The organism is Pseudoalteromonas sp. SR44-8, assembly GCF_014163635.1.
GTDB lineage: Bacteria > Pseudomonadota > Gammaproteobacteria > Enterobacterales > Alteromonadaceae > Pseudoalteromonas > Pseudoalteromonas rhizosphaerae.
Genome location: NZ_JACJDS010000019.1, coordinates 1,260 through 23,863, shown reverse-complemented (window position 1 = coordinate 23,863; position 22,604 = coordinate 1,260). Strand labels below are relative to the sequence as shown.

Genomic DNA, 22,604 nt, shown 5'->3' with positions numbered 1-22,604 from the left:
TTAAAACCTAAATCAACCTTTTCTATCACGTCGCCATTAAAGTCATGTAACCAATACTCATTTTTTTATGTGCTAAAAAGGTTTTGCCATCTGGCAATAAATACAAGCCATTAGAGTAAATAATTGGCCGCTCAGTAAGTGTTTTAGTGGGTACGTGGTAATTATAATGTTTACCACTGGCGTAAAAAATCACATTTTCACTGTCTTTAGTCCAATTAAAATGAGCATAACCATGGCCTTTACTCATAAAAATAAACTGTTGGGTTTTGGTATCCCACAGCTCGCGGGTGAAACCGTGCTCTGTTGTATCCATGGATAAGGCAATGTACCGGTTATCTGGCGAGCGCTCAGGTTTATGTAGCCCAACCATCCATTTATCTTCAAATGCAGTTTCGGGAATAATCCGGCGCCTATCAGAGAGATCCATGCGCGCAGAAAATAATGTAGTTTGCCCCGTCCACTCTATGTCGGCTTTAAATAAAATACGCGGGGTTGAAAACGTTTCTTTATCGCCATACACCTCATTACGTACCTCTTTTGGCCACTCAGGGTGGTATTTATGACGATACGCCAATTTGTCTTTACTAAATCGGCTGGGCTGTTCTTCAACAACTTGTTTAGCAGGTGGATTAGGCTCCTCACCACAGCCAGTTAATAGCAACATAGTAATACTTAGCAATATCATTACGCTGCTTCGCGCGCTTTTACTAAACGCCTTTATATTCGTTATGCTGTGTAAAAGTGGTTTAAAACGGGCTGTGTTTTCTGAGATTAATGACATGGGTAATCCTAGTATATGCGGTGTGAATTCATTAATAGATTTATCTTATAAATCTATGTTATTTATAATAAATTCATTCATCATCTATATTAATGCTTGGCATTAATTCTGCTTGCGGTGTTTGACCACTCAACTGTGTATAAGGCACTCGTTCAAAGATATAAAAAGGCTCAGCCCCGTCATCTGGATCTTGTATTAAATTAAAAGTACCTTCGGTGGGAATTTTTTTAAACGTGAGCCGAACCCAATCTGTATCTACAATACGTCGATCACCGACAGAGCATTCTTGGCGCCAACAGCTTTCAACATGCTCAAGAATAACTTTCTCATTGAGCGGGTTTATTGGTTTAGCCGATGATTTAGTTAAATTTAACTGGTATGCAAAGGTGATTTTTGGCTCTGTAATATACTTTTTATTTCTATTATTAACTTGCATTGGCATGCACTGTGAAACACTCATATTAGCTCCCAAATACTTGCTGTAATTTTGCTTTGGTTTTCTTCCCTGCAATTCCATCTACTTCAAGGTCGTGCTCGTATTGAAAATCCCTCACACCGGCTTTAGTTTTTGCGCCGTTAACGCCATCAACTGTGCCACAGTCAAAGCCCAGTAAATTACAGCGAGCTTGTACGCCTGAAAGGGTATCGATGGGGTCTAAATGACCAACTTGTGCGGTAAAACTTTCACTGGGTGAGCTTTGATCTTCCTTGAGATATAAATCAACCTGAGCGGTGAGCGTGTCGTTTTCATTTAGCTCAACTTCAACTAAGCCGTCACTCGGTAAAACGGTGTCGATAGTTTGGTTGCCGATGTTGAGTACAATACGTTTGCCAGTGATGTCATCACCATCTTCATGAATTATTTGCAGGCGAAAATATTCTTTTTCGTTTTGTACAACAAACGTATTTAGGCTATTGGCGCGCAGCGGCATAAACTTTTCTTTTTTAGGTGGTATGGTAATTTTATCGCCCGGGTAAATTAAGTTTGGATCAGGGCGCAGCGCTCTAAATTCAGCATTGCTTGGGTGGTTATACAAGGCGGTTGAGGTTTTATAACCATATTGGCGTGCTATGCGTAGCAGAGTTTCGCCTTGTGCGACGGTGTGTTGTTGTGTCATTGAAATATCCTTATCCCTAAATATAAATATCGCCAGAGCAAGTCTACGTTTAGGTGATGTTGCCTACTGACCAATCGTGATCGGCGAGTTCAAAAAAGCTGACTTTGGCGTTTTCAAAATCAGGGCCTGATACGTTGGCGTAGCCGTTTTTATCGAGCTGTCCGGTGATAACATGGCCGTTACGTAAGCGAATTTTGTACCCCATATTCGCTTGCGGCTCGCCGGCTTCATCACGCAATTCAATTTCGTAGCCTAACGCGGGCTGTTCAACGGTAAAGGTAGTGGTATCTACTGCGCCGCTGGCAGTGACAATAACGTTATAAAGTCCGGGCTTTACAGCAAAAAAATGCTGCCAAAATGAGACTTCGTCAGGGCGTTTTTTATCGAGTTGCAAGGTTACTTGCCCGCTGGTTGGCCCTTGCCACTTAATAACCACGCTGCGGCTGTTGCTGCTTGAGCCTTCAATATTGAGCTTCCAGCCATCGGGCACGCGTAAGCTAGTGCCGGGTTTGGCTGGTTTGCGATTACTAAAGCCTAGGTTGTAGTCGTAAATCAAATTGGCATTTTTATAGCCGGTATATTGCTCGGCGAGCTGCTCTACAGTTTCACTTGCTTGTAAAAGATGGTTTGAAAAATTTTGCCTAACTTGATGCGACGCTTTTAGCAATACAGTACTTTGCAAAATAGGCTTATATATACATACTGCGGGTAAGTGAACTTCAACAACTGTTGGCTTTAAAGCACGGCTATTTTGCTGCATTGATTGCGCAATATACTTTGCTTGGCCTTCGCCATACTGGCTATTGAGTAGCGCTGGATTTGCTAAGAAGTTTGCTTGGTTGGAGTCACTTAAAAAATGCTCCGAAGCCGAATAATCAGGTGTGGCATTAGCTCCACCGGATGACGAAAACTTAGTGGTACTCACAGGATCTTTTGGATAAACAGCTAAGCCTTACGCGGTATTTTTATAGGTGTTGTAGCTGACTTTTCGCCATGTTTTTTCATTTGCCCAAAATTGGCTGCGGGGATCATCACGTAGCCGTGCGGCTTGGCGTTTATCAATTACACCATACTGATTATCTTGAATAAGCCATTGTAGTTTTTTCGGTAATAAAAAGAATTCAGCTCGCCTGACGTACGCAAACGTTACAACAGGTTCGGTTGCTTCATCTTTTATTTCATCAAAAATATGGGCGTGTTGAAAGTTCACCGCGTCCTTGGTGAGCATGTGCATCCTCGCTTTCTCTAATGCAGAGATTTAATTTTCTGAGTATAAACTTTAGCTTGCAATAATAAAGAAATAGGAACAAAAAATCTACAAGCATTTATGCTGATTATTCACTCGTGTTTTTATTCTCTCGCACATAATTACTAGCGCCACGCGTTATATAACGTAATTGCCAAATTAAACGATCGACTAACTCTTCTCGTTGTTGCCCTTCTATGTCTAATGCTTCAGCACCGGCATTAAATACTAGCGTGACCATAGCCTCTGCTTGAATATACGCATGAGTTGCATCGCACGGGGTTTCGCTTTCAAGATAATGAGCAAGCTCTAAAATAAAGTGTTTAATTTCACGGGCTACAGCGGCACGAAATGCTTTAGAGGTGCCGGAGCGTTCACGCAGTAATAATCTGAATTGATTACTGGAGTTATCAATAAACTCCATAAAAGTAACAATCGAGGTGGTGATAATGCTACCGCCACTGGCTATACGGCGGCGCGCTTGGCGCATTAGCTGGCGCAGCGTTAAACCGGCTTCATCGACCATGGTTAAACCCAGTTCATTCATGTCTTTAAAGTGGCGGTAAAATGAGGTTGGTGCTATACCTGCTTCACGGGCAACTTCACGTAAACTTAAATTAGAAAAGCTATGATCGGCGCTTAATTGGTTAAATGCCGCTTCAATTAAAGCTTGTCGTGTTTTTTGTTTCTGTTGCGCGCGAACACCCGACATGAACTACTCCTGATTTAATTTAAATCAATTTATGGTGATTTTTATCTTAATTCTCCAGTCTAATACTTGACGGCAAGAGAATGAAATATTATTTTAGCTTACAAGTGTACGCTCAGATTTGAAAAGATGAAAAAACCACCGATTATTTGGACCAATGTCCTATTTTTTAGTATTACTTTTTTGGCTGCTGCCACATTAGTGCCTTGGTATGGGTTTACCCATGGCTTTACCAGTAGTCATTGGATCGCATTTGTTGCTTGTATGTTTTATGCTGGTATGTCAATTACCGCAGGCTACCATCGCTTATGGGCCCATAAAACTTACGACGCTCATCCTGTTGTAGAAGCCTTTTTTGCTTTAGGTGGTGCTTTTGCACTACAAAATAGTGCGCTGCACTGGAGCAGCGATCACCGCGTTCATCATGGCCAAGTTGATGACCCTGTAAAAGACCCTTATGCAGCAACTAATGGCTTTTGGTATAGCCACATAGGTTGGATGTTACGCGATTACCAAGGCGACAGTTATGGTGATTATAGTAATTGTCGTGATTTACAACGCAATAAAATAGTGATGTGGCAACACCGTCATTATATGAAATTAGTATTAGCAACTAATATTGGTATCCCTGCTCTGCTGGGTTTAATAATTGGTGATGTAATTGGCATGCTGTTGTTAGCTGGATTGTTGCGTTTGGTATTGAGCCAGCATTTCACCTTTTTTATTAATTCGGTGGCGCATATCTGGGGCTCTCGACCTTACACCGAAAAAAACACTGCTCGTGATAACGGGGTACTAGCCTTGTTTACTTATGGCGAGGGTTACCATAACTTTCATCATATTTTTGCCAGTGATTATCGCAATGGCATAAAATGGTTTCATTATGATCCCACAAAATGGATGATCCGCGCTTTTGCGGCTGTTGGACTTGCTAAAAAATTAAAACGTACGCCGGTTGAGCGCATCGAAAAAGCCAAAGCCGAAACGTTAATGAATAGAACGCAAAACCGTTTAGCGAAATTGCCTTTAGCGCAAGATAAGCTTACATTATTGCAGCAAGAGTACGATTTATTGCTGAAAAAGCTACAACACTTTTGCGCACTAAAAAAGCAAGTTTTAGAAGTTAAAAAGAATAACATGCTGCAACAATGCGAAAAATCAGCTTTAATGACACAATATCATGAGTTGGAAGCAGCCTGGGAAAATCAAAAGCAGGCGTGGCTTGCACTCAATGCGAGGTTATTAAAAGCCTCTTTTAGTTAATGTAGGAGTGGCTGTGGCCAAACAACAAGTAAAGCAAGAACAACCATCATTTCAATATGATGCAATTATTATAGGCACAGGTCCTGGCGGTGAAGGTACCGCCATGAACCTGTCTAAAAGCAACAAAAAAGTGGCCGTTATCGAACGCCAAGCTGCCGTTGGTGGTGGTTGCGTACATTGGGGTACTATCCCTTCAAAAGCACTACGTCACTCTGTTAGCCGCTACATAGAATACAAAGCAAACCCATTGTTTAATGTGGGTGAGCGCCCTAGTAGGTTAACGTTTCCTGATATTTTGCGCCACGCCAGCTCGGTTATTTCTAAGCAATCAAATTTACGCAGTAGCTTTTACGATCGTAATCGCATTCATATGTTTCAAGGTGATGCTAGCTTTGTTGATAAGCACACAATTGAAATTAAACGTCTTGATGGGTCAACCGAACGACTAACTGCTAAAACCATTGTTATTGCTACAGGTTCTCGCCCTTATCGCCCACCTGAAGTCGACTTTACCCATTCTCGTATTTACGACAGCGATACTATTTTAGGCCTAGAGCATGACCCTCATCGTGTGCTTATTTACGGCGCTGGTGTCATTGGTTGTGAGTATGCGTCTATTTTTAAAGGTTTAGGTGCAAAAGTCGATTTAGTTAATACTCGCGACCGCTTACTCGCCTTTATGGATGCTGAAATCTCAGATGCTTTAAGCTATCACTTTTGGAATAGCGGCATTGTGATCCGCCATAACGAAGAGTTTGACCGCATTGAAACCCGTGATGATTGCGTTGTTATGCATTTAAAATCAGGAAAACGCGTTAAAGCTGACTGTATTTTATTTGCCAATGGTCGCACCGGCAACACTGACGGACTTAACCTTGAAGCGGTTGGCTTAAAAGCTGATGGCCGCGGGCAGTTAAAAGTTAATGAAACTTACCAAACCGAGGTCGATAACATTTATGCCGTTGGTGATGTCATTGGCTACCCAAGTCTTGCTAGTGCAGCGTTTGATCAGGGTCGAATTGCTGCCGATGCAATTGCCTGTGGTAATTGCGATGAAAAACTAATTATTGATATTCCGGCAGGTATTTATACCATCCCTGAAATGAGCTCAGTAGGTAAAACAGAGCAGCAGTTAACCGCCGCGAAAATCCCTTATGAAGTCGGCAGAGCTCAATTTAAACATTTAGCGCGAGCACAGATTGCTGGTACCGAAGTGGGTAGTTTAAAAATATTATTCCACACTGAAACCAAAGAAGTACTGGGTGTGCATTGTTTTGGCGAGCGTGCCTCTGAAATCGTGCACATTGGCCAAGCCATTATGGAACAAAAAAATGGCGGCAATAATATTGATTACTTTGTAAATACCACCTTTAACTACCCAACTATGGCTGAAGCCTATCGTGTTGCGGCGTTAAATGGTTTGAATCGACTGTTTAAATAAACACGTTGAGACAGCTAATAAAAAGCCCGCTTACTGATAAGCGGGCTTTTTTGATTATAAATGACAGTGTTTGTTACAGCTGCAGTTACTTATGATATTGCGCACTAAACTCATGTACGGCATTAATAAATACACCCGCGTTTTCAGGATCAACATCAGGCGTAATACCATGGCCTAAGTTAAATACATGACCTTCACCTGTGCCAAAATCTTCAAGGATAGTCGCTACTTCTTGGCGAATACGATCTGGTGTGCCATGTAACATTGATGGATCCATATTACCTTGCAGAGCTACTTTGTCGCCGACACGGCGCTTAGCATCGCTAATATTAATTGTCCAATCGAGACCAATTGCATCACAACCCGTTGCTGCTATCGCTTCAATCCATTGACCGCCATTTTTAGTAAATAACGTAACGGGCACTTTGCGGCCATCGTATTCACGAATTAAACCATCAACGATTTTGTGCATGTACTGCAATGAGAACTCTTTATAATCACGCGGGCTCAATACACCGCCCCATGAGTCAAACACCATTAGAGACTGCGCACCGGCTTTAATTTGTGCATTTAAATAATCGATCACTGAATCAGCAAGCTTATCAAGTAACAAATGCAGTGTTTTTGGCTCAGCAAACGCCATTTTTTTGATTTTACCAAAGGTCTTGCTGCTCCCGCCTTCAACCATATAAGTAGCAAGTGTCCAAGGTGAACCCGAGAAACCAATTAGCGGTACTTCGCCTTTTAGTTCACGACGGATCGTGCTTACGGCATTCATAACATAACCAAGCTCATCTGTTGGATCGAGCTTTGGAATTTTTTGTACATCAGCAAGTGATGAAATTGGACGCTCAAATTTAGGACCTTCACCGGTTTCAAAATACAAACCTAAGCCCATCGCATCTGGAATCGTTAAAATATCACTAAATAAAATAGCGGCATCTAATGGGTAACGACGCAGCGGCTGTAATGTTACTTCACAAGCGAGCTCAGCATTTTTACACAGGCTCATAAAATCGCCCGCTTGTGCACGAGTTGCGCGGTATTCTGGTAAGTAACGCCCTGCTTGGCGCATCATCCATACCGGAGTCACATCAACTGGCTGTTTTTGTAGTGCACGTAAATAACGGTCGTTTTTTAATTCGCTCATAGCGTAAAGGATCCTAAAGCTGATAGATATTGTGCAGATTGTATCACCATATCGCACACCTCTCTATCGCTATGGCACTAATTAACCTTAGTATTGATACAGATTAATAATCTATTTTAAGATGCTTGCTTGGTACAAAATTAATACAACAAACAATAACATTTGAAATTTTTTATTAATATGTTTGCAACATAGTAAAAACCTTGGTATAACTTGTCCCGCGTTAACAATAAAAACAATAAAAATTACATAACAATAAAAATAAAAATCTTCTAATAACAATAAGAAAGCTTGTTTAAACAAGTCATGGAAAAAGAAATTAACCACCTTTATGGTGGTTTTTTCTTGCCTGAAACAATATAAACGATTTGTATTTTATTAAAAAAACTGTTTATATATCATATAGTTCTTGTTTTATTACAAAATTATAAAAAAAATGTGTTGATCTTTGCGGCATATTTCATTGTTATAGAAGAAACCAACCCAGCTAAGGAGAATGATAATGCTGACGCGTTTGGAAAAAGCTCAACAAAAATGGGGTGGTAGCCACACCGTGATCGACAAATGGCTCTCAGAACGCCAAGAACTATTAGTTTTATATTGTCGTATTGCTGGCTTTTCACCGTATGATAAAAAAGACCATGCCTTACCTGACCAATTACAGATCCAAAATTTTTGCCAACTATTGATGGATTATTTATCTGCTGGTCACTTTGAAGTGTATGACGACATTGCCAAGGCATGTGAGCAAAAAGGCCCTAACAGCCAGCAGCTTGCCAATGAACTTTATCCACGAATTTCGCAAACTACTGACATTGCACTTGATTTTAATGATAAATATGCAGAGGTGGATAAAGAAGATTTACTCAATGATTTTGATGACGACTTATCAAAACTTGGTGAAACACTTGAGCTGCGTTTTGAGTTAGAAGATGAGTTGATTGATAATTTATATTCTAATCACACCTAGATAATACACACAATTATTACGTTACAAGGAGCTAAGCTCCTTGTTTGCTGTTTACTTTAAGTCTTTTCTCACCCATCTATAAATTTAATATTCCCAGAACACCCCATAAAATTGAAATTTATATTTCAATGATGTAATTATAGCCTTATTGTGCATTAAAACTACACAGGCTCGCCATGAATAAACGTACATTTTTGAAATCTGTATCACTCCTCAGTGCAGGGTTACTCGCAGGCAATAGCGCTCAAGCAGCTAACCTATCAAGTCAAACTGCACTAAGTTTAAAAAAGCCGAACGCCTTACCAAGCAGAGGCACAATTGGTGTAGCTAGCCCATCAGCAGCAACAGCAAATCAAAAAGACATTATTTTAGCTAAGCAAGTAATTGAAGCGCTTGGCTATAATGCTAAGTTAGCACCTAATATTATGGCTAGACGTGGCCACCTTGCGGGCACTGATACACAACGTGCAGACGATCTTAATGCGCTGTTTAACGACAGCAGTGTTGATGCTATTTTTTGCTTACGAGGTGGCTCTGGGGCGGCACGTATTTTACCCCTGCTGGATTATGCAATGATCCGTGCTAACGCCAAACCGCTGATGGGCTACTCAGATATCACCGCACTTCATAACGCGTTACTAGCTAAGGCGGGTATTGTTAGTTTTCATGGACCTAACGCCTCTAGTGATTGGAATCCATTTCATGTTAAACAATTTAAACAAATGTTTGAGCAACAAACCCGCATGCACTTTAGCAACTTGCCAAAAGCCGAGGATGAATTGGTTAATAGCCAATACCTCACCCAAACCATCACACCAGGTAAAGCGACTGGACAACTTATCGGCGGTAATTTAACTGTACTAACAGCGCTGGCTGGCTCAACTTATTTACCACAATTTGACGGGGCTATTTTATTTTTAGAAGACATTGATGAAGCACCTTATCGGATTGACCGCATGCTCAGCACTTTAAAACTAATGGGTGCACTGGACAAAATAGCGGGGTTTGTATTTGGTGACTGTAACGATTGCAGCCCGGGAAATGGCTATGGCTCATTGACGCTAGATGAAATTTTTGCAGATTATATAAAACCGCTGGCTATCCCTGCCTACCGAGGGGCGATGATTGGCCATATAAAACGACAGTTCATATTACCGGTCGGTACGCAAATCGAACTCAATGCTGATACAGGTACGTTGACTATGAAAGAAACCGCCTTTAGCTAAGATTTTAGCAACAAAAAAAGGGGCTAATTAGCCCCCCTTCTCGCACAGAATAAATAATTACTCTGCAGCTGCTGCTTGCTCTTCATTTTGAATTTCAAGTAATTCAACTTCAAAAACAAGTGTTGAGTTAGCTGGGATCTTACCTAAGTCACGATCGCCGTATGCTAGTTCTGCTGGAATAGTAAACTTATACTTAGAACCTACAGGCATAAGTTGTAAACCTTCAGTCCAACCAGCGATTACGCGGTTAAGTGGGAAAGTCGTTGGTTCGTTACGAGCATACGAACTATCAAATTCAGTACCGTCAAGTAGTGTGCCTTTGTAGTGTACTTTAACTACGTCAGTTGCTACTGGCATTTCACCATCACCTTGAGTGATCACTTCGTACTGTAGGCCTGATTCAGTTACTGTTACGCCTTCTTTCTTAGCGTTATCAGCTAGGTATTTTTCACCTTCAGCTTGGCTTTTTTCAGCTTCTACTTTGGCATGTTGCTCTTGCTTAGTACGTACTGACGTATCAAGTGCAGTTAATACTTCACGAATTTTCTCTTCGTCAATTTTTGCGTCGCCAGCAAGGGCATCTTCAAAACCACGAATTAATAATGCTTGGTCAAGCTCAATGCCTAACTCTTTTTTATCAGCTAAATCTTTATTTAAAAAGTTACCAACAGATGCACCAATACCGTATGCTTGTTGTTGTACTTCAGTTTCAAGTTTAACAGGTGCTTGTTCTTGTTTTGCTTCTTGATTACAAGCTGTTAGCGCTAAAACTGACGCTGCAATCAATGACAATTTAATCGTCTTTTTCATTTTAAATCTCCGACACACTTTGCAGATGTCATTTATTGTATTATTACTAGTTAAAGGTTAACGGCCCATGGTAGGCTACTTATCTAATTTCTGATTGTAGGCTATACGCTCACTTTCACGTTAATTAGATAAACAACCTAGGCTTTCACGAGCCCTAGTCTAACCTCTCAATCACTAAGAGTTAAGGGGAAATAGCTGTAATATGTCGATATTTCGTACTTTTTTGTATCTTCTGTGCTGCACCTTGCTGATTGCCTGCTCAGAACAAAAAGACCAAGCCACTGCAAGCTATGAGCATGCAGCCAGAGGCGCGTTCGCCTCCGCAATATCTCATGATGGCAAATACAGCCTGATCTCATCTATACACCATGGGGTCGCCCTATGGGATAATCAACAGCAAGTACTAAAATACCAATGGTTTCAGCAACAAGACGCCGATAGCCTAGTACATACCGTGGCTATCGCTTATGACAACAGCCACGCTGTTACCGCTGAAAAAACCACTTTTGCAGTATGGGATATTGCCACTGGCAAAAATACCGGCTACTACAAAATAAAAACCGCCACTATTCGTGATATCGCCATTAGTAACCAAGGCCGCAGTGTTTTGTACGGTCGTAGCGATGGCGTTGTTGTTTACCTCGACTTAGAGACCGGTAGACGCATTGAGTTCCTTGGCCACCAAGAAAAAATTAACGCAGTTGCTTTATCGCCCAACGGAAATTTTGCTCTCAGTGGCTCCAATGATTATGCGGCGTACTTTTGGGATACTCGTTCCGGACAAGTGATCCATCGCTTTAACCATCCAAGTCGTGTCACCCAAGTGACCTTAGATCCGCAAGGTCGCTATGCATTTACCGCAGACAGTATGACACAAGCACATGTATGGCAGCTGACAACAGGTGATCTTGTTAGTAAACTGCAGTATATTGCCCGCCAGAGAATTTTCACTGCGGTACGCTTTAATGAAGCAGGCACCTTGCTGGCAACAGGCTCACCTAACCGCTTAGTGGACCTATGGCAATTATCCAGTGGTGAACAAATTCAAAGTTGGCATGTAACACCGCGAGAAGGCAGTAGACCAAAATCAGCAGTGGTACTTGATGTCGCTTTTACTGACAACGATACTGCGTTGTTAACCGAAAGCTCCAGTGGGATCGCTGAGCGCTTTACTAGACGAGAAAAAAATGAACACAATTGAACATCGCTTAACAGAACTTGAAGCCAAAGTGGCTTTTCAAGACGAAACGATTGAAATTTTAAATGATGAAATAAAAGTGCACCAGCAGCTGTTGGCAAAAATGAAGCGCCAAACAGAGCTACTGGCTGAAAAAATTAAAGAGTCGCAATCATCATCTATGATGATGTCAGACACGCCAGAGCCTCCGCCGCCACACTATTGATGGTTGCGGGCGCTTAATCGCCCGGTTTAAACACGCCAATGACTTGTTCAAATTGGCGTGTTGATGCCTGAACAGCCTGCTCTGGCTGTGCCATTTTATGGCCGCACTGAATGCATTCGACTTTCTCTACATCGTGCTCTTTGTAAAGCATCATCATATCCATGGTTTTACACTCTGGACAGGTTGCCCCAGCAATAAATCGTTTTTTCTGTTTCACTACGTTTTCCCACAGTTTGAAAAGAAACTTGCTACATTTTAACCCAATAACTACCCAGTTGATACGCTGACGATTGAAATATAGTCCAGCTTCCGTGCTATGATAGCGTCAAGTTCACAAAGGCACAGTAAAGCGCAGACTACATGATCCAGATCTCAGAAATTGAATTACTTCGCGGCGGTAAAGCACTCCTTAAAGATGCCTCAGCTACATTATTTCCAGAACACAAAGTTGGCCTAGTTGGCGCCAATGGCTGCGGTAAATCAACACTCTTTAGTTTATTGAAATCTGAACTACAGCTTGATGCAGGTAATTGCAGTATCCCTAAAGACTGGTCTATCGCCTCGGTAAAACAAGAAACGCCAGCGCTAGATATCAGCGCAATTGATTATGTATTACAAGGTCATCCTGAGTATTACGCCATGCGTATTGCGCTGCGCGAAGCCGAACAAAATGATGATGGCGATACCCAAGCCAAAGTGCACATACAACTTGAGCACATTAAAGGCTATAGCATAGAAGCCAAAGCCGGCGAGTTACTTCACGGGTTAGGGTTTGCAAATAACCAAATTGAAAACCCCGTTAGTGATTTTTCCGGTGGTTGGCGAATGCGCTTAAACCTTGCCCAAGCGCTGATTCGTGATGCCGACTTGCTGCTACTGGATGAGCCAACTAACCACTTGGATTTAGATGCGGTGTACTGGCTGGAGCGTTTTTTACGCGCTTACACCGGTACTTTAGTGTTGATATCGCATGACCGTGAATTCCTCGATGCTGTAGTTGACCAAATTTGGCATATCGACAAGCAAAAGATCAATGTTTACAAAGGCAACTACTCGCAATTTGAACGCCAAAAAGCAGAGCGTTTATTACAACAACAAGCGATGTTTGAAAAACAACAAGATCAAATTGCCCACCTTGAGCAATTTATTACCCGCTTTAAAGCCAAAGCCAGTAAAGCCAAACAAGCACAAAGCCGCGTTAAAGCGCTTGAACGTATGGAAAAGCTCGCACCAGCTCATGCTGATTCGCCCTTTGACTTTGAATTTGCAGAGCCTACCGCACTACCAAACCCATTGATGACACTCGATAAAGCTCAAGCCGGCTATGGCGATGTCACAATCTTAAATAGTATTAAACTTAACTTAGTCCCTGGTAGTCGCATTGCCCTACTTGGCCGTAACGGCGCAGGTAAATCAACCTTAATAAAGTTATTGTCTGGCGACTTACAACCGCAAGCAGGCGAAGTATTCCAACATCAGGGCTTAAACATAGGTTACTTTGCTCAGCATCAATTGGAATCGCTAGATTTAAAAGCCAGCGCGATTACCCATTTGCAGCGTTTAAATCCTAAAGCCACCGAGCAATCACTGCGTGACTTTTTAGGTGGTTTTGCCTTTATTGGTGATAAAGCCCTTGAGCCCGTAGCACCGTTTTCAGGGGGTGAAAAAGCCCGATTAGTACTCGCAATGTTGGTCTATCAAAAACCAAACTTATTACTGCTCGATGAGCCAACCAACCACCTTGATTTAGAAATGCGTCATGCTTTAGTAATGGCGTTGCAAGGGTTTGAAGGCGCGATGGTTACCGTTTCCCATGACCGTCACATGCTAAAAAATACCGCCGACGAATATTACTTAGTGGATAACGGTGAAGTAACCCAGTTTGGCTACGACTTAGACGAATACTATCAATGGCTACTTAACGCTAATAAAGAAGCGGCAAAAACCACTCAAGATGACAATGAACCAAAAGCAAACTCAAGCGTTAACCGTAAAGAGCAAAAACGCCTAGAAGCAGAGTTTAGAAAAGCCACACAACCACTTAAAAAGCACATCGAAAAGCTTGAAAAGCAACTTGATAAACACTCTGCCGAATTAGCTGAAATCGAACAAGCACTTGGCGATAACGAGCTTTATAACGATGACAACAAAGCAAAACTCAAAGAATTACTAGCTAAACAAGCGACGTTAACACCGAAAGTAAATGACATCGAAGAGGAGCTATTAATGGCCCTTGAAGAGATGGAAGAAAAAGAGCAAGCGTTTGCCAATGAACTTGCTCAATAGCAGAGATTTTTGGCAATTTGCATGTCGCCTTTACAGTGAAGGTGACATGCAAGCACGCCTGTTAGATTACCAAAACCAGCAAGGTAAAAACGTTAACCTGTGCCTGCTACTGTATTATTTAGACTCTCTCAATCTAGCAATTAGCCAAACTCAGTTAAACAAACTTGAGCAATGTATTAGTGAATTTGATCAGCAGGTATTACAACCGCTGCGTGCCGCCCGCGGCTATTTAAAAACCAACCACACCGAGATTGCAGATTACGCTGCAATTCGTAAAGAGCTACTCAGCGCCGAGTTAAAGCTAGAAAAACAACAGCAAGAGATGTTGATAGATGCGGTAAATAAATTTAGATTAGCTACGCATCCGGAGCCGAATAATATGAGGTTGTATCTGCTTAAGCTATAAGCAGCTCGGTGCGAACTTGTGTTTGGGATATAGTTAGGGCAATCATGTCTAAAACCATTGCCCACGGATATTCATACCTGTAGGAGCCAGCTTTAGCTGCGAATATATTTTTATCTGTCTCACTGTCTTTTTTTGTACAAAATTTTAAAGTGATTTATCCACAATGAGGGTTTCGAGGCGCTACGCTTTAAAGAAAAGCCAGTAAAATATACTAGCGCTTGTGTAGGTCGTGCTTTAGCGCTTGAATTCCGCGGCTGTAGGCTTGTTGTTATTTTTGGTTCTCAACCTGATACCTATTAATGTTCCTATAACTGTACTTAAAAGTAAAATAGGTAGCTCAAAAGCTAAAGTTGGCGGGATAAACAACTCTTGCAAAATAAACGAAGTGATCGCAGTGCTAAATAAAAACCCCAACACATAAACTGCACATGCATATTGCCAATTATGGCTTGAACTTCTGTAAGCCATAACCCCATACATGAATATGGATAAGAAAGCTGAGGGGATTAACTGGATTACGAAAAAGTCTTCAAAGGTTAGTCTCGCAATCATATTGATAACTTGTGATGTTAAGAAACCTAAACTTACATAAAAAAATGCCATCACTAAAGTGTATTTAACTATCCGTGTAACCCTCAAGATCTCCCCCTGTATTACAGTTTTTATAACCAATACAGTTTAAAATAAAAATGCAAAGACTGGTAGCTTTCCAGTTTTTTCATTAATAATGGCCCGCAAACTCCCTAGAGCTTTGCCACTTTAACCTTTCTCCTTGCAAACTCGCTAACTGATTTGATCCAAATCAACTTCTGTATCACTGCTAATCAACTTAGGAAAATAGCTTGATCTGGATCATAACAACCTAGTCAAACTGTCTCTATCATTAATCCATAGACATTAGGAGGCATTTATGGACGTATTCTTCAGAGACTTTTTTAGTGACCCAGTACTATTTTTATCATTTGGTTTTCTGGGAGTAGTGATCAGTTTATGCCTTTTCTTTGTGTACTTTTTTATCAAAAAAGTACATGACGACAAAACACCCAATCAGAATTAAGCACGACGCACAAAGCCCCTATCAAGTTATTTGATTAGGGGCTTTTTATTATTAAAAGTTTGTTACACTAGCGATTCTATTAGCTAAACATGTTTTAACTTATGTCTACAGATTTCAAGCCAGCTTGGTGGATGACTAATCGCCATGTGCAAACCATTATGCCACGGTTTTTTCGGCCTTTTCATAATACTCGCTACCAATTAGAGCAGCTTGATACTCCCGACGGCGATTTTTTAGAGCTCGCTTGGTCACAACCCAAAAACGATAACGCGCCGCTGGCAATTGTATTGCATGGCCTGGAAGGTAATATCAATAGCTTTTATGCAAAAGGCATGATGAAAGCCCTCAAAAAGCAGGGGTTTAGTGTTGTTTTAATGCATTTTCGTAACTGTTCTACTGAAGTTAACCGCCTACCCCGTGCATATCATAGTGGCGAAACCGGCGATCTCGATTTTTTTATAAAACAACTTAAGCAGCAGTTTCCAGATCGCTTGATGGTTGCAGTTGGCTTTTCACTCGGCGGTAACGTACTGGCCAAATACTTAGGTGAACAAGGCGAACAATGTTTACTTGATGGCGCGGCGGTTGTTTCAGCTCCTTATGATTTGTCGCCATCATGCCAAGTTATTCGTAAAAGTTTGGCTAAGATTTATCAAAAGTATTTACTCGATCGCATGAAAAAATCGATGCAGCGTAAATTACCGCAAATCACAAAACAGATTGATTTAACACCAGATCAGCTAATGGAAATTGATGATTTATGGCAGTTTGACGATAAACTGACAGCTCCTTTACATGGTTTTATTGGTGCTGAAGATTACTATCAACAAGCCAGCGCTAAGCCTTATTTAAAACACATTACAACACCCACATTAATTGTTCATGCGAAAGACGACCCAATGCTGTCAATTAAAGCTGTACCCAGTAGGCAAGATGTTAGTGAGCATGTTACGCTGCAAGTCTCAGAAAAAGGCGGCCATGTTGGCTTTATAAGTGGAAAAAATCCATTTAAACCGATTTATTGGTTAGAGCATGTAGTGCCAGATTTCTTCACCCAAATCGTCAAAAAAGAGCAGCTATGATCATTCCCCATGAGCAACTAGATAAAGACACTCTATACAATTTAATTGAAAGTTATGTGCTACGTGAAGGCACCGATTACGGTGAGCAAGAATTCAGTATTGAAAGTAAAGTGGCGCAAGTAAAACAACAACTACAAAATGGCGATGCCATGGTGTTTTTTTCAGAACTGCACGAATCAGTTACTATTATTTCTAAAGGTGAATTTAAAGCACTGCAAAGTGAAACACAATTTAACGAGTAAACTTGTAACCCTAGTTGTAAAAATAGACAATGGCTTTTTTACTAAAAGAGCCATTAAAAATGATAAAACTAAGCTCAGTAGTTATTGCCGTTGCACTTGCTTTATCAAGCCAAGTGCAAGGTGCAGACATTAGCGCATCAGCTAAAGCAATTAAACTCACCAAAGACACTATTTTAATCGATACTCATATCGATGTGCCGTACCGTATTCATGCTAAATGGGCTGATGTTACTAAAGCCACTGATGACGGTGATTTTGACTACCCACGCGCAGTTAAAGGTGGCTTAAATGCGCCATTTATGTCGATTTATATTCCTGCGCATTTGGAGTTTGAAGGGAAAGGTAAAAGCTTTCAGCTAGCAAATCAACTCATTGATAGTATGGAAGCAATTGCCCAGCGCGCCCCTGACAAATTTGCTATTGCCGATTCAACGAATGATATTAAAAAGCAGTTCAAACAAGGCAAAATGTCGATAGCAATGGGGATGGAAAACGGCTCACCAATTGAAGGTGACATGGCAAACCTACAGCACTTTTTTGATCGTGGTGTACGCTATATCACCCTTGCTCATTCACAAAGCAACCATATTTCAGATTCATCTTATGATATTCGCCGTAAATGGAAAGGTCTAAGCCCATTTGGTAAAAAACTGGTTACTGAGATGAACAATATCGGCATGCTGATTGATGTTTCACATATTTCAGATGATGCGTTTTATCAAGTAATGGAGCTATCTAAAACACCGGTTATTGCCTCACACTCATCACTGCGCAAATATACGCCTGGTTTTGAGCGTAATATGGATGACGATATGCTACTAGCACTAAAAAAGAACGGCGGGGTTATTCAAATAAACTTTGGTTCAAGCTTTGTAACCGCTAAAGCAGGTGATTGGGGCAAGCAGTTAAAGAGTAAAAAAGAGTCGGCAAAAAAAGAAGGCACTAAATTAAGTCAAGATTTTGATGCCGCGTATCGTGCTAAAAACCCGTATCCATTTGCGAGTCTTGAGCAAGTACTTGAGCATATCGATCACGTTGTAGAGCTAATTGGTATCGATTACGTTGGCATCGGCTCTGATTACGATGGTGTTGGCGATTCACTGCCAGTAGGCTTAAAAGATGTATCTAGCTACCCGAACCTAGTGCAAGGATTAATGGATCGTGGTTACAGTGACCAAGATATCAAAAAAATCCTCAGTGGCAATGTGCTGCGCGTATGGCAACAAGCCGAACAGTATGCAAAAAAACATTAATTGATAAATAATTAGGTCCTGAGGTTCAGGGCCTAATTACTCTTTGATGGCTGGAAAATCTCATTTATCAATTTCTCTTGAGACGTGGACCCTGCCATTTTAATCAACTCATACATCGCTCCTGTTGTCGCAAAGGTGCTTTGTGTACAGCTAAACGCGTCAAACAAGTTGTACTGGTAATGCGTTGACTCAGCTAGTAAATCACCTGAAGACACATCATATACAAAAAACTCAGCATAGGTATGAAGCGCATTTTCATCTTTATAATAACCGTCTTTAGATCTATATTTAAACGCGCCACTGAAAATCAAAACCGTGTCTACATTTTGTTGATTATTAAACTCAATGTTGCTCCATCGCGAGACGCCTACATCAGTATTAATGATCGACATAGATTGCTTATTTAACGGCACTAATGTGGTATCAAAACCAGCAAAGCGCGCAATTATCCGCTGCGTTAGCAGCTCATTTAAATCCGTAGGGAGCGCATACAACTGCCGTTCATTGCTGAATACCGTAACCCCTGTATGCGTACAAAGTAAGTTATCACCAATCAGCGTAATCACACCAACTTTACCAAGCGGTTTGCGATTTTCTGCGATGCTGAGGGTTGCTTTTTTGACACTGTCTTTTTTAACCTTTTCTTGCTTTGTTGCGCACCCCGATAGGAGCAAAAACAACGCAATAAAAAACCACTTAAGTATATTCATATTTTTCTTTTCCGTGCTGTATACAACGACCAAACAACATGATGTTTGCAAAGAGAAGAGTCTCCTTGCTTAATTAAAAATAAAATTAATCTTCGTTATCAATCATACTTAGCGAATAAATTATAATACGCTGAAGCACACTTAACTTTCTACATCTTTTAACAGACTTATAGCCCCAAAAGCGGTAAATTACGCCTTTTCAAATATGGAGCCTCCACCACATGCCTATTAGTAAAGGATCAGTCGCAATAGCCCTTGCCTCAGCCGCACTTGTGGTCTCGTGTTACGGTACATTTTTCAAATCAGTGAGTTTACCTAACGACAAAAGTAGCACTGAACAGTCATCGATCATTGTTACTAATATGCCACTGAATAATGACAGCAACGAACTTTCAGTTACCCAATTGCATAACAAAATAATATCTTTACAGCGACAAGTTACCAGCCTAAAAATAAAAAATACTTCTATAGATCAAGAATATAATAACGATGACTTTAAGGAGTTGGTGCTTGCTGTACTGACGGAAAAAGAACAGCAAGAAATAGATGAAATGCGTGAAAGCAACCCACTTTACGGTTTTTATGCCGACTTACCACAAGACTATGAACTACGCATAAAGTCAGACTCTGACTATGCGAAAAAAATAACCACACAATTACGAGAGCAAATACTCGACCCAAATGCCACAGACATCGATAGACTCGCAGCCCTAACTCAACTACAAATGAATATGTATATTTTGAATAAATCAAAAATACCTGAGTATGACTTTGCGGTAGTCGATAATATTTTAGAGCTGGCCGCTAATAGTGATGATGAGAAATTCAAAATCCAAGCCATTGAAGTCATAACTCAAGCACCCGTACTCGATCAACGCCTGACTGAGCGCTTTACTTCACTACTGCAGCATGAGTCTAACGATTATATTCGCCGTTTAGCGGGGCAAGGATTGATATCGCAATACTATCAATCGCAAAGCTCAGAAGATGGCAATAGCCAACAAATTGCCCAGCATATTTTATCACTTTACCAGCACACTAGTGATGATAATGTCCGCTCTGTACTTGATGAAATGATTGGCAATGAAAGCATGCTAGCAGAACTGCGAAAACATGCTGAAGGTTAAACGTATTAAAAAACGGCTCTCATTCTGATATAAAAAATTCATATTTCTACTCATGAAGGATTACTGAGTTTTAACTATACTGTTTTGCATAAGTCGCTAAATAAGCTATCAACATAACGTAATATGCGCACGATTAAAATTAAAAGTGGCATTACAATTAGCTATCAAGATAAAGGAAAAAAATCAGCGCCTGTCATCATTATGATTATGGGCCTTGGAGCGCAGCTAACAGTATGGCCTGATGAACTCTATTTTGGCTTAGTAGCTAAAGGGTTTAGAGTCATCCGTTTTGATAACCGCGATACTGGTCTTTCAAGCCAACTTGAACAATTTGGTAGCCCTAACCTATTCAAAATATGGCTAAATAAACGGTTACCTATTAAATCCCGCATCCCATACACCTTAGATGATATGGCAAATGATGTATTAGAATTAATGGCCGAATTAAAAATCAAAAAAGCGCATTTAGTCGGTGCATCTATGGGCGGCATGATTGCACAAATTATCGCAGCTAAACATAAAAAAAAGGTCTTGAGCTTAACCTCAATTATGTCAAGTTCGAGTAAACCTAAGCTATCGGCGTCTAATTTAAAGCTATTTTTACAGCTTGCAAAACATCGTCGCGCCCAAGCCAGTCGTGATGGTGCTATACATTATAATATAAGGCTAAATCAATTAATTGGCAGCCCAGCCTATCCACAAGATGAACTAGCTTTGCGTAAACAAGCTACCCTAGGAGTGGATAGAGCACACAACCCGCAAGGCTTTAACCGACAACTTGCCGCTATTACTGCCAGTGATTGCCGGCAACATTTAATGCCGAAAATAAAAGCCCCAACCCTCGTCATACATGGCAGTTTAGACCCTGTCATGCCAATAGCCGCTGGAAAGCAAACCGCAGCCCAAATCAGGAAGGCTAAATTAAAGATAGTAAACGGTATGGGCCATGACTTCCCGCCAGCATTAATGGTAAAAATGACCAAGTGGATCAGCAAACACGTTAAGAAAGCAGAACAAAAGCGCGCGCAGAAAAAGTTAAAAAACAAATAGCTGACAAGTAACTGCAACAACTGTACCTAAAACCACAGGTTCAGAGTTGCGTTACAGTGCATATAAGATCAAAATACAACCATTATTAATGCTATATAAAAATCAAAAAATAGATGAAGCACATGAAACTTTGCAATTTAATCCTTAAGTTACTAATTATTTTTCCTACTATAGCAATGGCAAATGACTATAAAGCCCAATGTCATGAACTTATAAATATCCTAAAAGCGAAAAATAATGCCAATTTAGTTTGGGGTGACTACTCTACGAGTAAATTAATGGCTATTGAAAAAATTCAAATGAATGGCTTTGAAGTACCTATTATTGTTACAGAAAACGTAGAATATAGTGCTTTTTATGGCAGTAACTCCCCAAGCTTAACCATAATGGAGCGGGATGAAGGTGATGACGAAGATGATTTTAAATCTCAAATACTCTTTTTCAACTCACTACTCTCACAAAGCGCTGAGGAAAAATTCCCACCACCATTCCCGGATACTGTTTTTGAAATAATTAAAGAGAGCCTATCTGTTACACCTGATGATGTTAATTGCAATATAACCACGCCAGAAGAAATGAATACCCTCATAAAGCAATCTATTATGATTACCACAAAATCTGTTTATACTCGTGGTAATAAAGCAAATGCAGCAATTAGGATAGATGATAGAAATGCTTTCGTAATAACTAATAACTTTGGTTTCGAGTATTTTGAGATGCGCAACAATAAAACACTAAGGATGGTCGTTGATACTTATGAGGCAAGCGACTTGGACCAATTTATCAATTCACTTAATTCTCAGAATGCCTTAAGTGAACTGCCAATTGTCACTAAAGCCATTTTAGAAGGAGTTAATTCCAATAAGGTAGCTGACTGGGAAAATGTACTGAAAGTAATGGAAGTGAATAACTATTCTGAAACACCCAAAAATCTCATTATTGAGTTAATTTCGAAATTAAAAGAACAAAATGACAAATAAATTTTAGACAACTCCCTACTTGGGTGGGGTTTAGCGAAACTCAACCCAAGCTATGGCGTTTGAATTCACACCGAGCAGCTCGCTAACTTTACTCTCGCTAACTCGCTTACTTTTCTACAGGCATTAAAAAAGGCCACCGAAGTGACCTTTTTCTAATAATTAACTTTATAAGTTAATTATTACTCTACGATAGTTGCTACTACACCAGCACCTACAGTACGGCCACCTTCGCGGATTGCGAAACGTAGACCTTCATCCATTGCGATTGGAGAGATTAACTTTACAGTCATCTTA

The 22,604-nt window shown here is 40.6% G+C and carries 24 protein-coding genes and 1 pseudogene; 14 read left to right on the top strand and 11 right to left on the bottom strand.

Going from position 1 to position 22,604, the window contains the following annotated elements; translation table 11 throughout:
• Window positions 1-25: 25 nt before the first annotated feature.
• From H5183_RS11145 to fabR, 6 genes are all read right to left on the bottom strand, one after another.
• Window positions 26-781: a hypothetical protein gene (locus H5183_RS11145; RefSeq protein WP_259397216.1), complete on the bottom strand. Its 756-nt coding sequence runs from the start codon at window positions 779-781 to the stop codon at window positions 26-28.
• Between the two features lie 73 nt (window positions 782-854).
• Window positions 855-1,241 carry a hypothetical protein gene (locus tag H5183_RS11140; RefSeq protein ID WP_182719727.1) on the bottom strand — a complete coding sequence of 129 codons (387 nt, stop codon included), beginning with the start codon at window positions 1,239-1,241 and terminating at the stop codon, window positions 855-857.
• A 1-nt stretch (window position 1,242) separates the two neighbouring features.
• Window positions 1,243-1,899 (bottom strand): peptidoglycan-binding protein, encoded by a 657-nt coding sequence (locus H5183_RS11135; RefSeq protein WP_182731708.1) that lies wholly within the window; start codon window positions 1,897-1,899, stop codon window positions 1,243-1,245.
• A 49-nt stretch (window positions 1,900-1,948) separates the two neighbouring features.
• Window positions 1,949-2,824: a hypothetical protein gene (locus H5183_RS11130; protein WP_259397212.1), complete on the bottom strand. Its 876-nt coding sequence runs from the start codon at window positions 2,822-2,824 to the stop codon at window positions 1,949-1,951.
• A gap of 27 nt (window positions 2,825-2,851) precedes the next feature.
• Window positions 2,852-3,127 carry a hypothetical protein gene (locus H5183_RS21785; protein ID WP_259397211.1) on the bottom strand — a complete coding sequence of 92 codons (276 nt, stop codon included), beginning with the start codon at window positions 3,125-3,127 and terminating at the stop codon, window positions 2,852-2,854.
• A gap of 106 nt (window positions 3,128-3,233) precedes the next feature.
• A complete protein-coding gene (gene fabR, locus H5183_RS11125) occupies window positions 3,234-3,857 on the bottom strand; it encodes an HTH-type transcriptional repressor FabR (protein WP_145242416.1) in 624 nt (207 codons plus the stop codon).
• 126 nt (window positions 3,858-3,983) lie between these two features.
• Here fabR and H5183_RS11120 point away from each other — a divergent pair, with 126 nt between their 5' ends.
• Window positions 3,984-5,117, top strand: coding sequence for a fatty acid desaturase (locus H5183_RS11120; RefSeq protein ID WP_145242414.1), 1,134 nt, complete (start codon window positions 3,984-3,986; stop codon window positions 5,115-5,117).
• A 13-nt stretch (window positions 5,118-5,130) separates the two neighbouring features.
• A complete protein-coding gene (sthA, locus tag H5183_RS11115) occupies window positions 5,131-6,558 on the top strand; it encodes a Si-specific NAD(P)(+) transhydrogenase (RefSeq protein ID WP_145242412.1) in 1,428 nt (475 codons plus the stop codon).
• An 85-nt stretch (window positions 6,559-6,643) separates the two neighbouring features.
• Here sthA and hemE read toward each other — a convergent pair whose 3' ends face one another.
• Window positions 6,644-7,708, bottom strand: a complete 1,065-nt coding sequence (gene hemE / locus H5183_RS11110) for a uroporphyrinogen decarboxylase (RefSeq protein WP_149980407.1) — start codon at window positions 7,706-7,708, stop codon at window positions 6,644-6,646.
• Between the two features lie 502 nt (window positions 7,709-8,210).
• Here hemE and rsd point away from each other — a divergent pair.
• Window positions 8,211-8,678, top strand: a complete 468-nt coding sequence (gene rsd, locus H5183_RS11105) for a sigma D regulator (protein ID WP_145242408.1) — start codon at window positions 8,211-8,213, stop codon at window positions 8,676-8,678.
• Between the two features lie 176 nt (window positions 8,679-8,854).
• The gene (locus H5183_RS11100) at window positions 8,855-9,904 is read left to right on the top strand and encodes an LD-carboxypeptidase (RefSeq protein ID WP_145242406.1); all 1,050 of its coding nucleotides are present in this window, start codon (window positions 8,855-8,857) and stop codon (window positions 9,902-9,904) included.
• Window positions 9,905-9,961: 57 nt separating this feature from the next.
• On the opposite strand, the gene fkpA is transcribed toward H5183_RS11100, so the two are convergent.
• Entirely contained in the window at window positions 9,962-10,714 is a 753-nt protein-coding gene (fkpA, locus tag H5183_RS11095; RefSeq protein WP_145242404.1) for an FKBP-type peptidyl-prolyl cis-trans isomerase, read from the bottom strand.
• A gap of 202 nt (window positions 10,715-10,916) precedes the next feature.
• Here fkpA and H5183_RS11090 point away from each other — a divergent pair, with 202 nt between their 5' ends.
• The gene (locus H5183_RS11090; protein WP_145242402.1) at window positions 10,917-11,915 is read left to right on the top strand and encodes a WD40 repeat domain-containing protein; all 999 of its coding nucleotides are present in this window, start codon (window positions 10,917-10,919) and stop codon (window positions 11,913-11,915) included.
• Entirely contained in the window at window positions 11,902-12,117 is a 216-nt protein-coding gene (locus H5183_RS11085; protein WP_145242400.1) for a SlyX family protein, read from the top strand. The genes H5183_RS11090 and H5183_RS11085 overlap by 14 nt, the downstream gene beginning before the upstream one ends.
• A 13-nt stretch (window positions 12,118-12,130) precedes the next feature.
• On the opposite strand, the gene H5183_RS11080 is transcribed toward H5183_RS11085, so the two are convergent.
• Complete coding sequence (locus tag H5183_RS11080; RefSeq protein WP_182731707.1) at window positions 12,131-12,334, bottom strand: YheV family putative zinc ribbon protein; 204 nt, start codon at window positions 12,332-12,334, stop codon at window positions 12,131-12,133.
• A gap of 143 nt (window positions 12,335-12,477) precedes the next feature.
• On the opposite strand from H5183_RS11080, the gene H5183_RS11075 reads away from it, so the two are divergent.
• The 5 genes from H5183_RS11075 (at window position 12,478) to H5183_RS11055 (ending at window position 18,443) form a co-directional block, all read left to right on the top strand.
• Entirely contained in the window at window positions 12,478-14,403 is a 1,926-nt protein-coding gene (locus tag H5183_RS11075; RefSeq protein WP_182731706.1) for an ATP-binding cassette domain-containing protein, read from the top strand.
• The gene (locus H5183_RS11070) at window positions 14,387-14,809 is read left to right on the top strand and encodes a TIGR02444 family protein (RefSeq protein WP_182731705.1); all 423 of its coding nucleotides are present in this window, start codon (window positions 14,387-14,389) and stop codon (window positions 14,807-14,809) included. Before H5183_RS11075 ends, H5183_RS11070 begins: the two co-directional genes overlap by 17 nt.
• Window positions 14,810-15,967: 1,158 nt before the next feature.
• Window positions 15,968-16,948 (top strand): hydrolase, encoded by a 981-nt coding sequence (locus tag H5183_RS11065; RefSeq protein WP_145242394.1) that lies wholly within the window; start codon window positions 15,968-15,970, stop codon window positions 16,946-16,948.
• Window positions 16,945-17,190, top strand: a complete 246-nt coding sequence (locus H5183_RS11060) for a YheU family protein (protein WP_145242392.1) — start codon at window positions 16,945-16,947, stop codon at window positions 17,188-17,190. Before H5183_RS11065 ends, H5183_RS11060 begins: the two co-directional genes overlap by 4 nt.
• 59 nt (window positions 17,191-17,249) lie before the next feature.
• The gene (locus tag H5183_RS11055) at window positions 17,250-18,443 is read left to right on the top strand and encodes a dipeptidase (RefSeq protein WP_182731704.1); all 1,194 of its coding nucleotides are present in this window, start codon (window positions 17,250-17,252) and stop codon (window positions 18,441-18,443) included.
• A 32-nt stretch (window positions 18,444-18,475) separates the two neighbouring features.
• On the opposite strand, the gene H5183_RS11050 is transcribed toward H5183_RS11055, so the two are convergent.
• Window positions 18,476-19,153: a hypothetical protein gene (locus tag H5183_RS11050; RefSeq protein ID WP_182731703.1), complete on the bottom strand. Its 678-nt coding sequence runs from the start codon at window positions 19,151-19,153 to the stop codon at window positions 18,476-18,478.
• 221 nt (window positions 19,154-19,374) lie between these two features.
• Between H5183_RS11050 and H5183_RS11045 the strand changes: the two genes are divergently transcribed.
• The 3 genes from H5183_RS11045 (at window position 19,375) to H5183_RS11035 (ending at window position 22,310) form a co-directional block, all read left to right on the top strand.
• Window positions 19,375-20,280: a hypothetical protein gene (locus H5183_RS11045; protein ID WP_145242386.1), complete on the top strand. Its 906-nt coding sequence runs from the start codon at window positions 19,375-19,377 to the stop codon at window positions 20,278-20,280.
• A gap of 123 nt (window positions 20,281-20,403) precedes the next feature.
• Window positions 20,404-21,330, top strand: coding sequence for an alpha/beta fold hydrolase (locus tag H5183_RS11040; RefSeq protein ID WP_182731702.1), 927 nt, complete (start codon window positions 20,404-20,406; stop codon window positions 21,328-21,330).
• Between the two features lie 122 nt (window positions 21,331-21,452).
• A complete protein-coding gene (locus H5183_RS11035) occupies window positions 21,453-22,310 on the top strand; it encodes a hypothetical protein (protein ID WP_182731701.1) in 858 nt (285 codons plus the stop codon).
• Between the two features lie 179 nt (window positions 22,311-22,489).
• On the opposite strand, the pseudogene H5183_RS11030 reads toward H5183_RS11035, so the two are convergent.
• Window positions 22,490-22,604 (bottom strand): annotated as a pseudogene (locus H5183_RS11030) (elongation factor Tu); the annotation flags it as partial.

What these genes read in the sequence shown, in the direction of transcription:
- H5183_RS11065 (WP_145242394.1), top strand. Translation starts at nt 15,968, where the DNA reads ATGTCTACAGATTTCAAGCCAGCTTGGTGGATGACTAATCGCCATGTG.
- fkpA (WP_145242404.1), bottom strand. Translation starts at nt 10,714, where the DNA reads ATGAAAAAGACGATTAAATTGTCATTGATTGCAGCGTCAGTTTTAGCG.
- H5183_RS11075 (WP_182731706.1), top strand. Translation starts at nt 12,478, where the DNA reads ATGATCCAGATCTCAGAAATTGAATTACTTCGCGGCGGTAAAGCACTC.
- rsd (WP_145242408.1), top strand. Translation starts at nt 8,211, where the DNA reads ATGCTGACGCGTTTGGAAAAAGCTCAACAAAAATGGGGTGGTAGCCAC.
- H5183_RS11055 (WP_182731704.1), top strand. Translation starts at nt 17,250, where the DNA reads ATGATAAAACTAAGCTCAGTAGTTATTGCCGTTGCACTTGCTTTATCA.
- H5183_RS11045 (WP_145242386.1), top strand. Translation starts at nt 19,375, where the DNA reads ATGCCTATTAGTAAAGGATCAGTCGCAATAGCCCTTGCCTCAGCCGCA.
- H5183_RS21785 (WP_259397211.1), bottom strand. Translation starts at nt 3,127, where the DNA reads ATGCTCACCAAGGACGCGGTGAACTTTCAACACGCCCATATTTTTGAT.
- H5183_RS11120 (WP_145242414.1), top strand. Translation starts at nt 3,984, where the DNA reads ATGAAAAAACCACCGATTATTTGGACCAATGTCCTATTTTTTAGTATT.
- H5183_RS11040 (WP_182731702.1), top strand. Translation starts at nt 20,404, where the DNA reads ATGCGCACGATTAAAATTAAAAGTGGCATTACAATTAGCTATCAAGAT.
- H5183_RS11090 (WP_145242402.1), top strand. Translation starts at nt 10,917, where the DNA reads ATGTCGATATTTCGTACTTTTTTGTATCTTCTGTGCTGCACCTTGCTG.
- hemE (WP_149980407.1), bottom strand. Translation starts at nt 7,708, where the DNA reads ATGAGCGAATTAAAAAACGACCGTTATTTACGTGCACTACAAAAACAG.
- H5183_RS11100 (WP_145242406.1), top strand. Translation starts at nt 8,855, where the DNA reads ATGAATAAACGTACATTTTTGAAATCTGTATCACTCCTCAGTGCAGGG.
- H5183_RS11140 (WP_182719727.1), bottom strand. Translation starts at nt 1,241, where the DNA reads ATGAGTGTTTCACAGTGCATGCCAATGCAAGTTAATAATAGAAATAAA.
- H5183_RS11070 (WP_182731705.1), top strand. Translation starts at nt 14,387, where the DNA reads ATGAACTTGCTCAATAGCAGAGATTTTTGGCAATTTGCATGTCGCCTT.
- H5183_RS11050 (WP_182731703.1), bottom strand. Translation starts at nt 19,153, where the DNA reads ATGAATATACTTAAGTGGTTTTTTATTGCGTTGTTTTTGCTCCTATCG.
- H5183_RS11085 (WP_145242400.1), top strand. Translation starts at nt 11,902, where the DNA reads ATGAACACAATTGAACATCGCTTAACAGAACTTGAAGCCAAAGTGGCT.
- H5183_RS11035 (WP_182731701.1), top strand. Translation starts at nt 21,453, where the DNA reads ATGAAACTTTGCAATTTAATCCTTAAGTTACTAATTATTTTTCCTACT.
- fabR (WP_145242416.1), bottom strand. Translation starts at nt 3,857, where the DNA reads ATGTCGGGTGTTCGCGCGCAACAGAAACAAAAAACACGACAAGCTTTA.
- H5183_RS11135 (WP_182731708.1), bottom strand. Translation starts at nt 1,899, where the DNA reads ATGACACAACAACACACCGTCGCACAAGGCGAAACTCTGCTACGCATA.
- H5183_RS11060 (WP_145242392.1), top strand. Translation starts at nt 16,945, where the DNA reads ATGATCATTCCCCATGAGCAACTAGATAAAGACACTCTATACAATTTA.
- H5183_RS11145 (WP_259397216.1), bottom strand. Translation starts at nt 781, where the DNA reads ATGTCATTAATCTCAGAAAACACAGCCCGTTTTAAACCACTTTTACAC.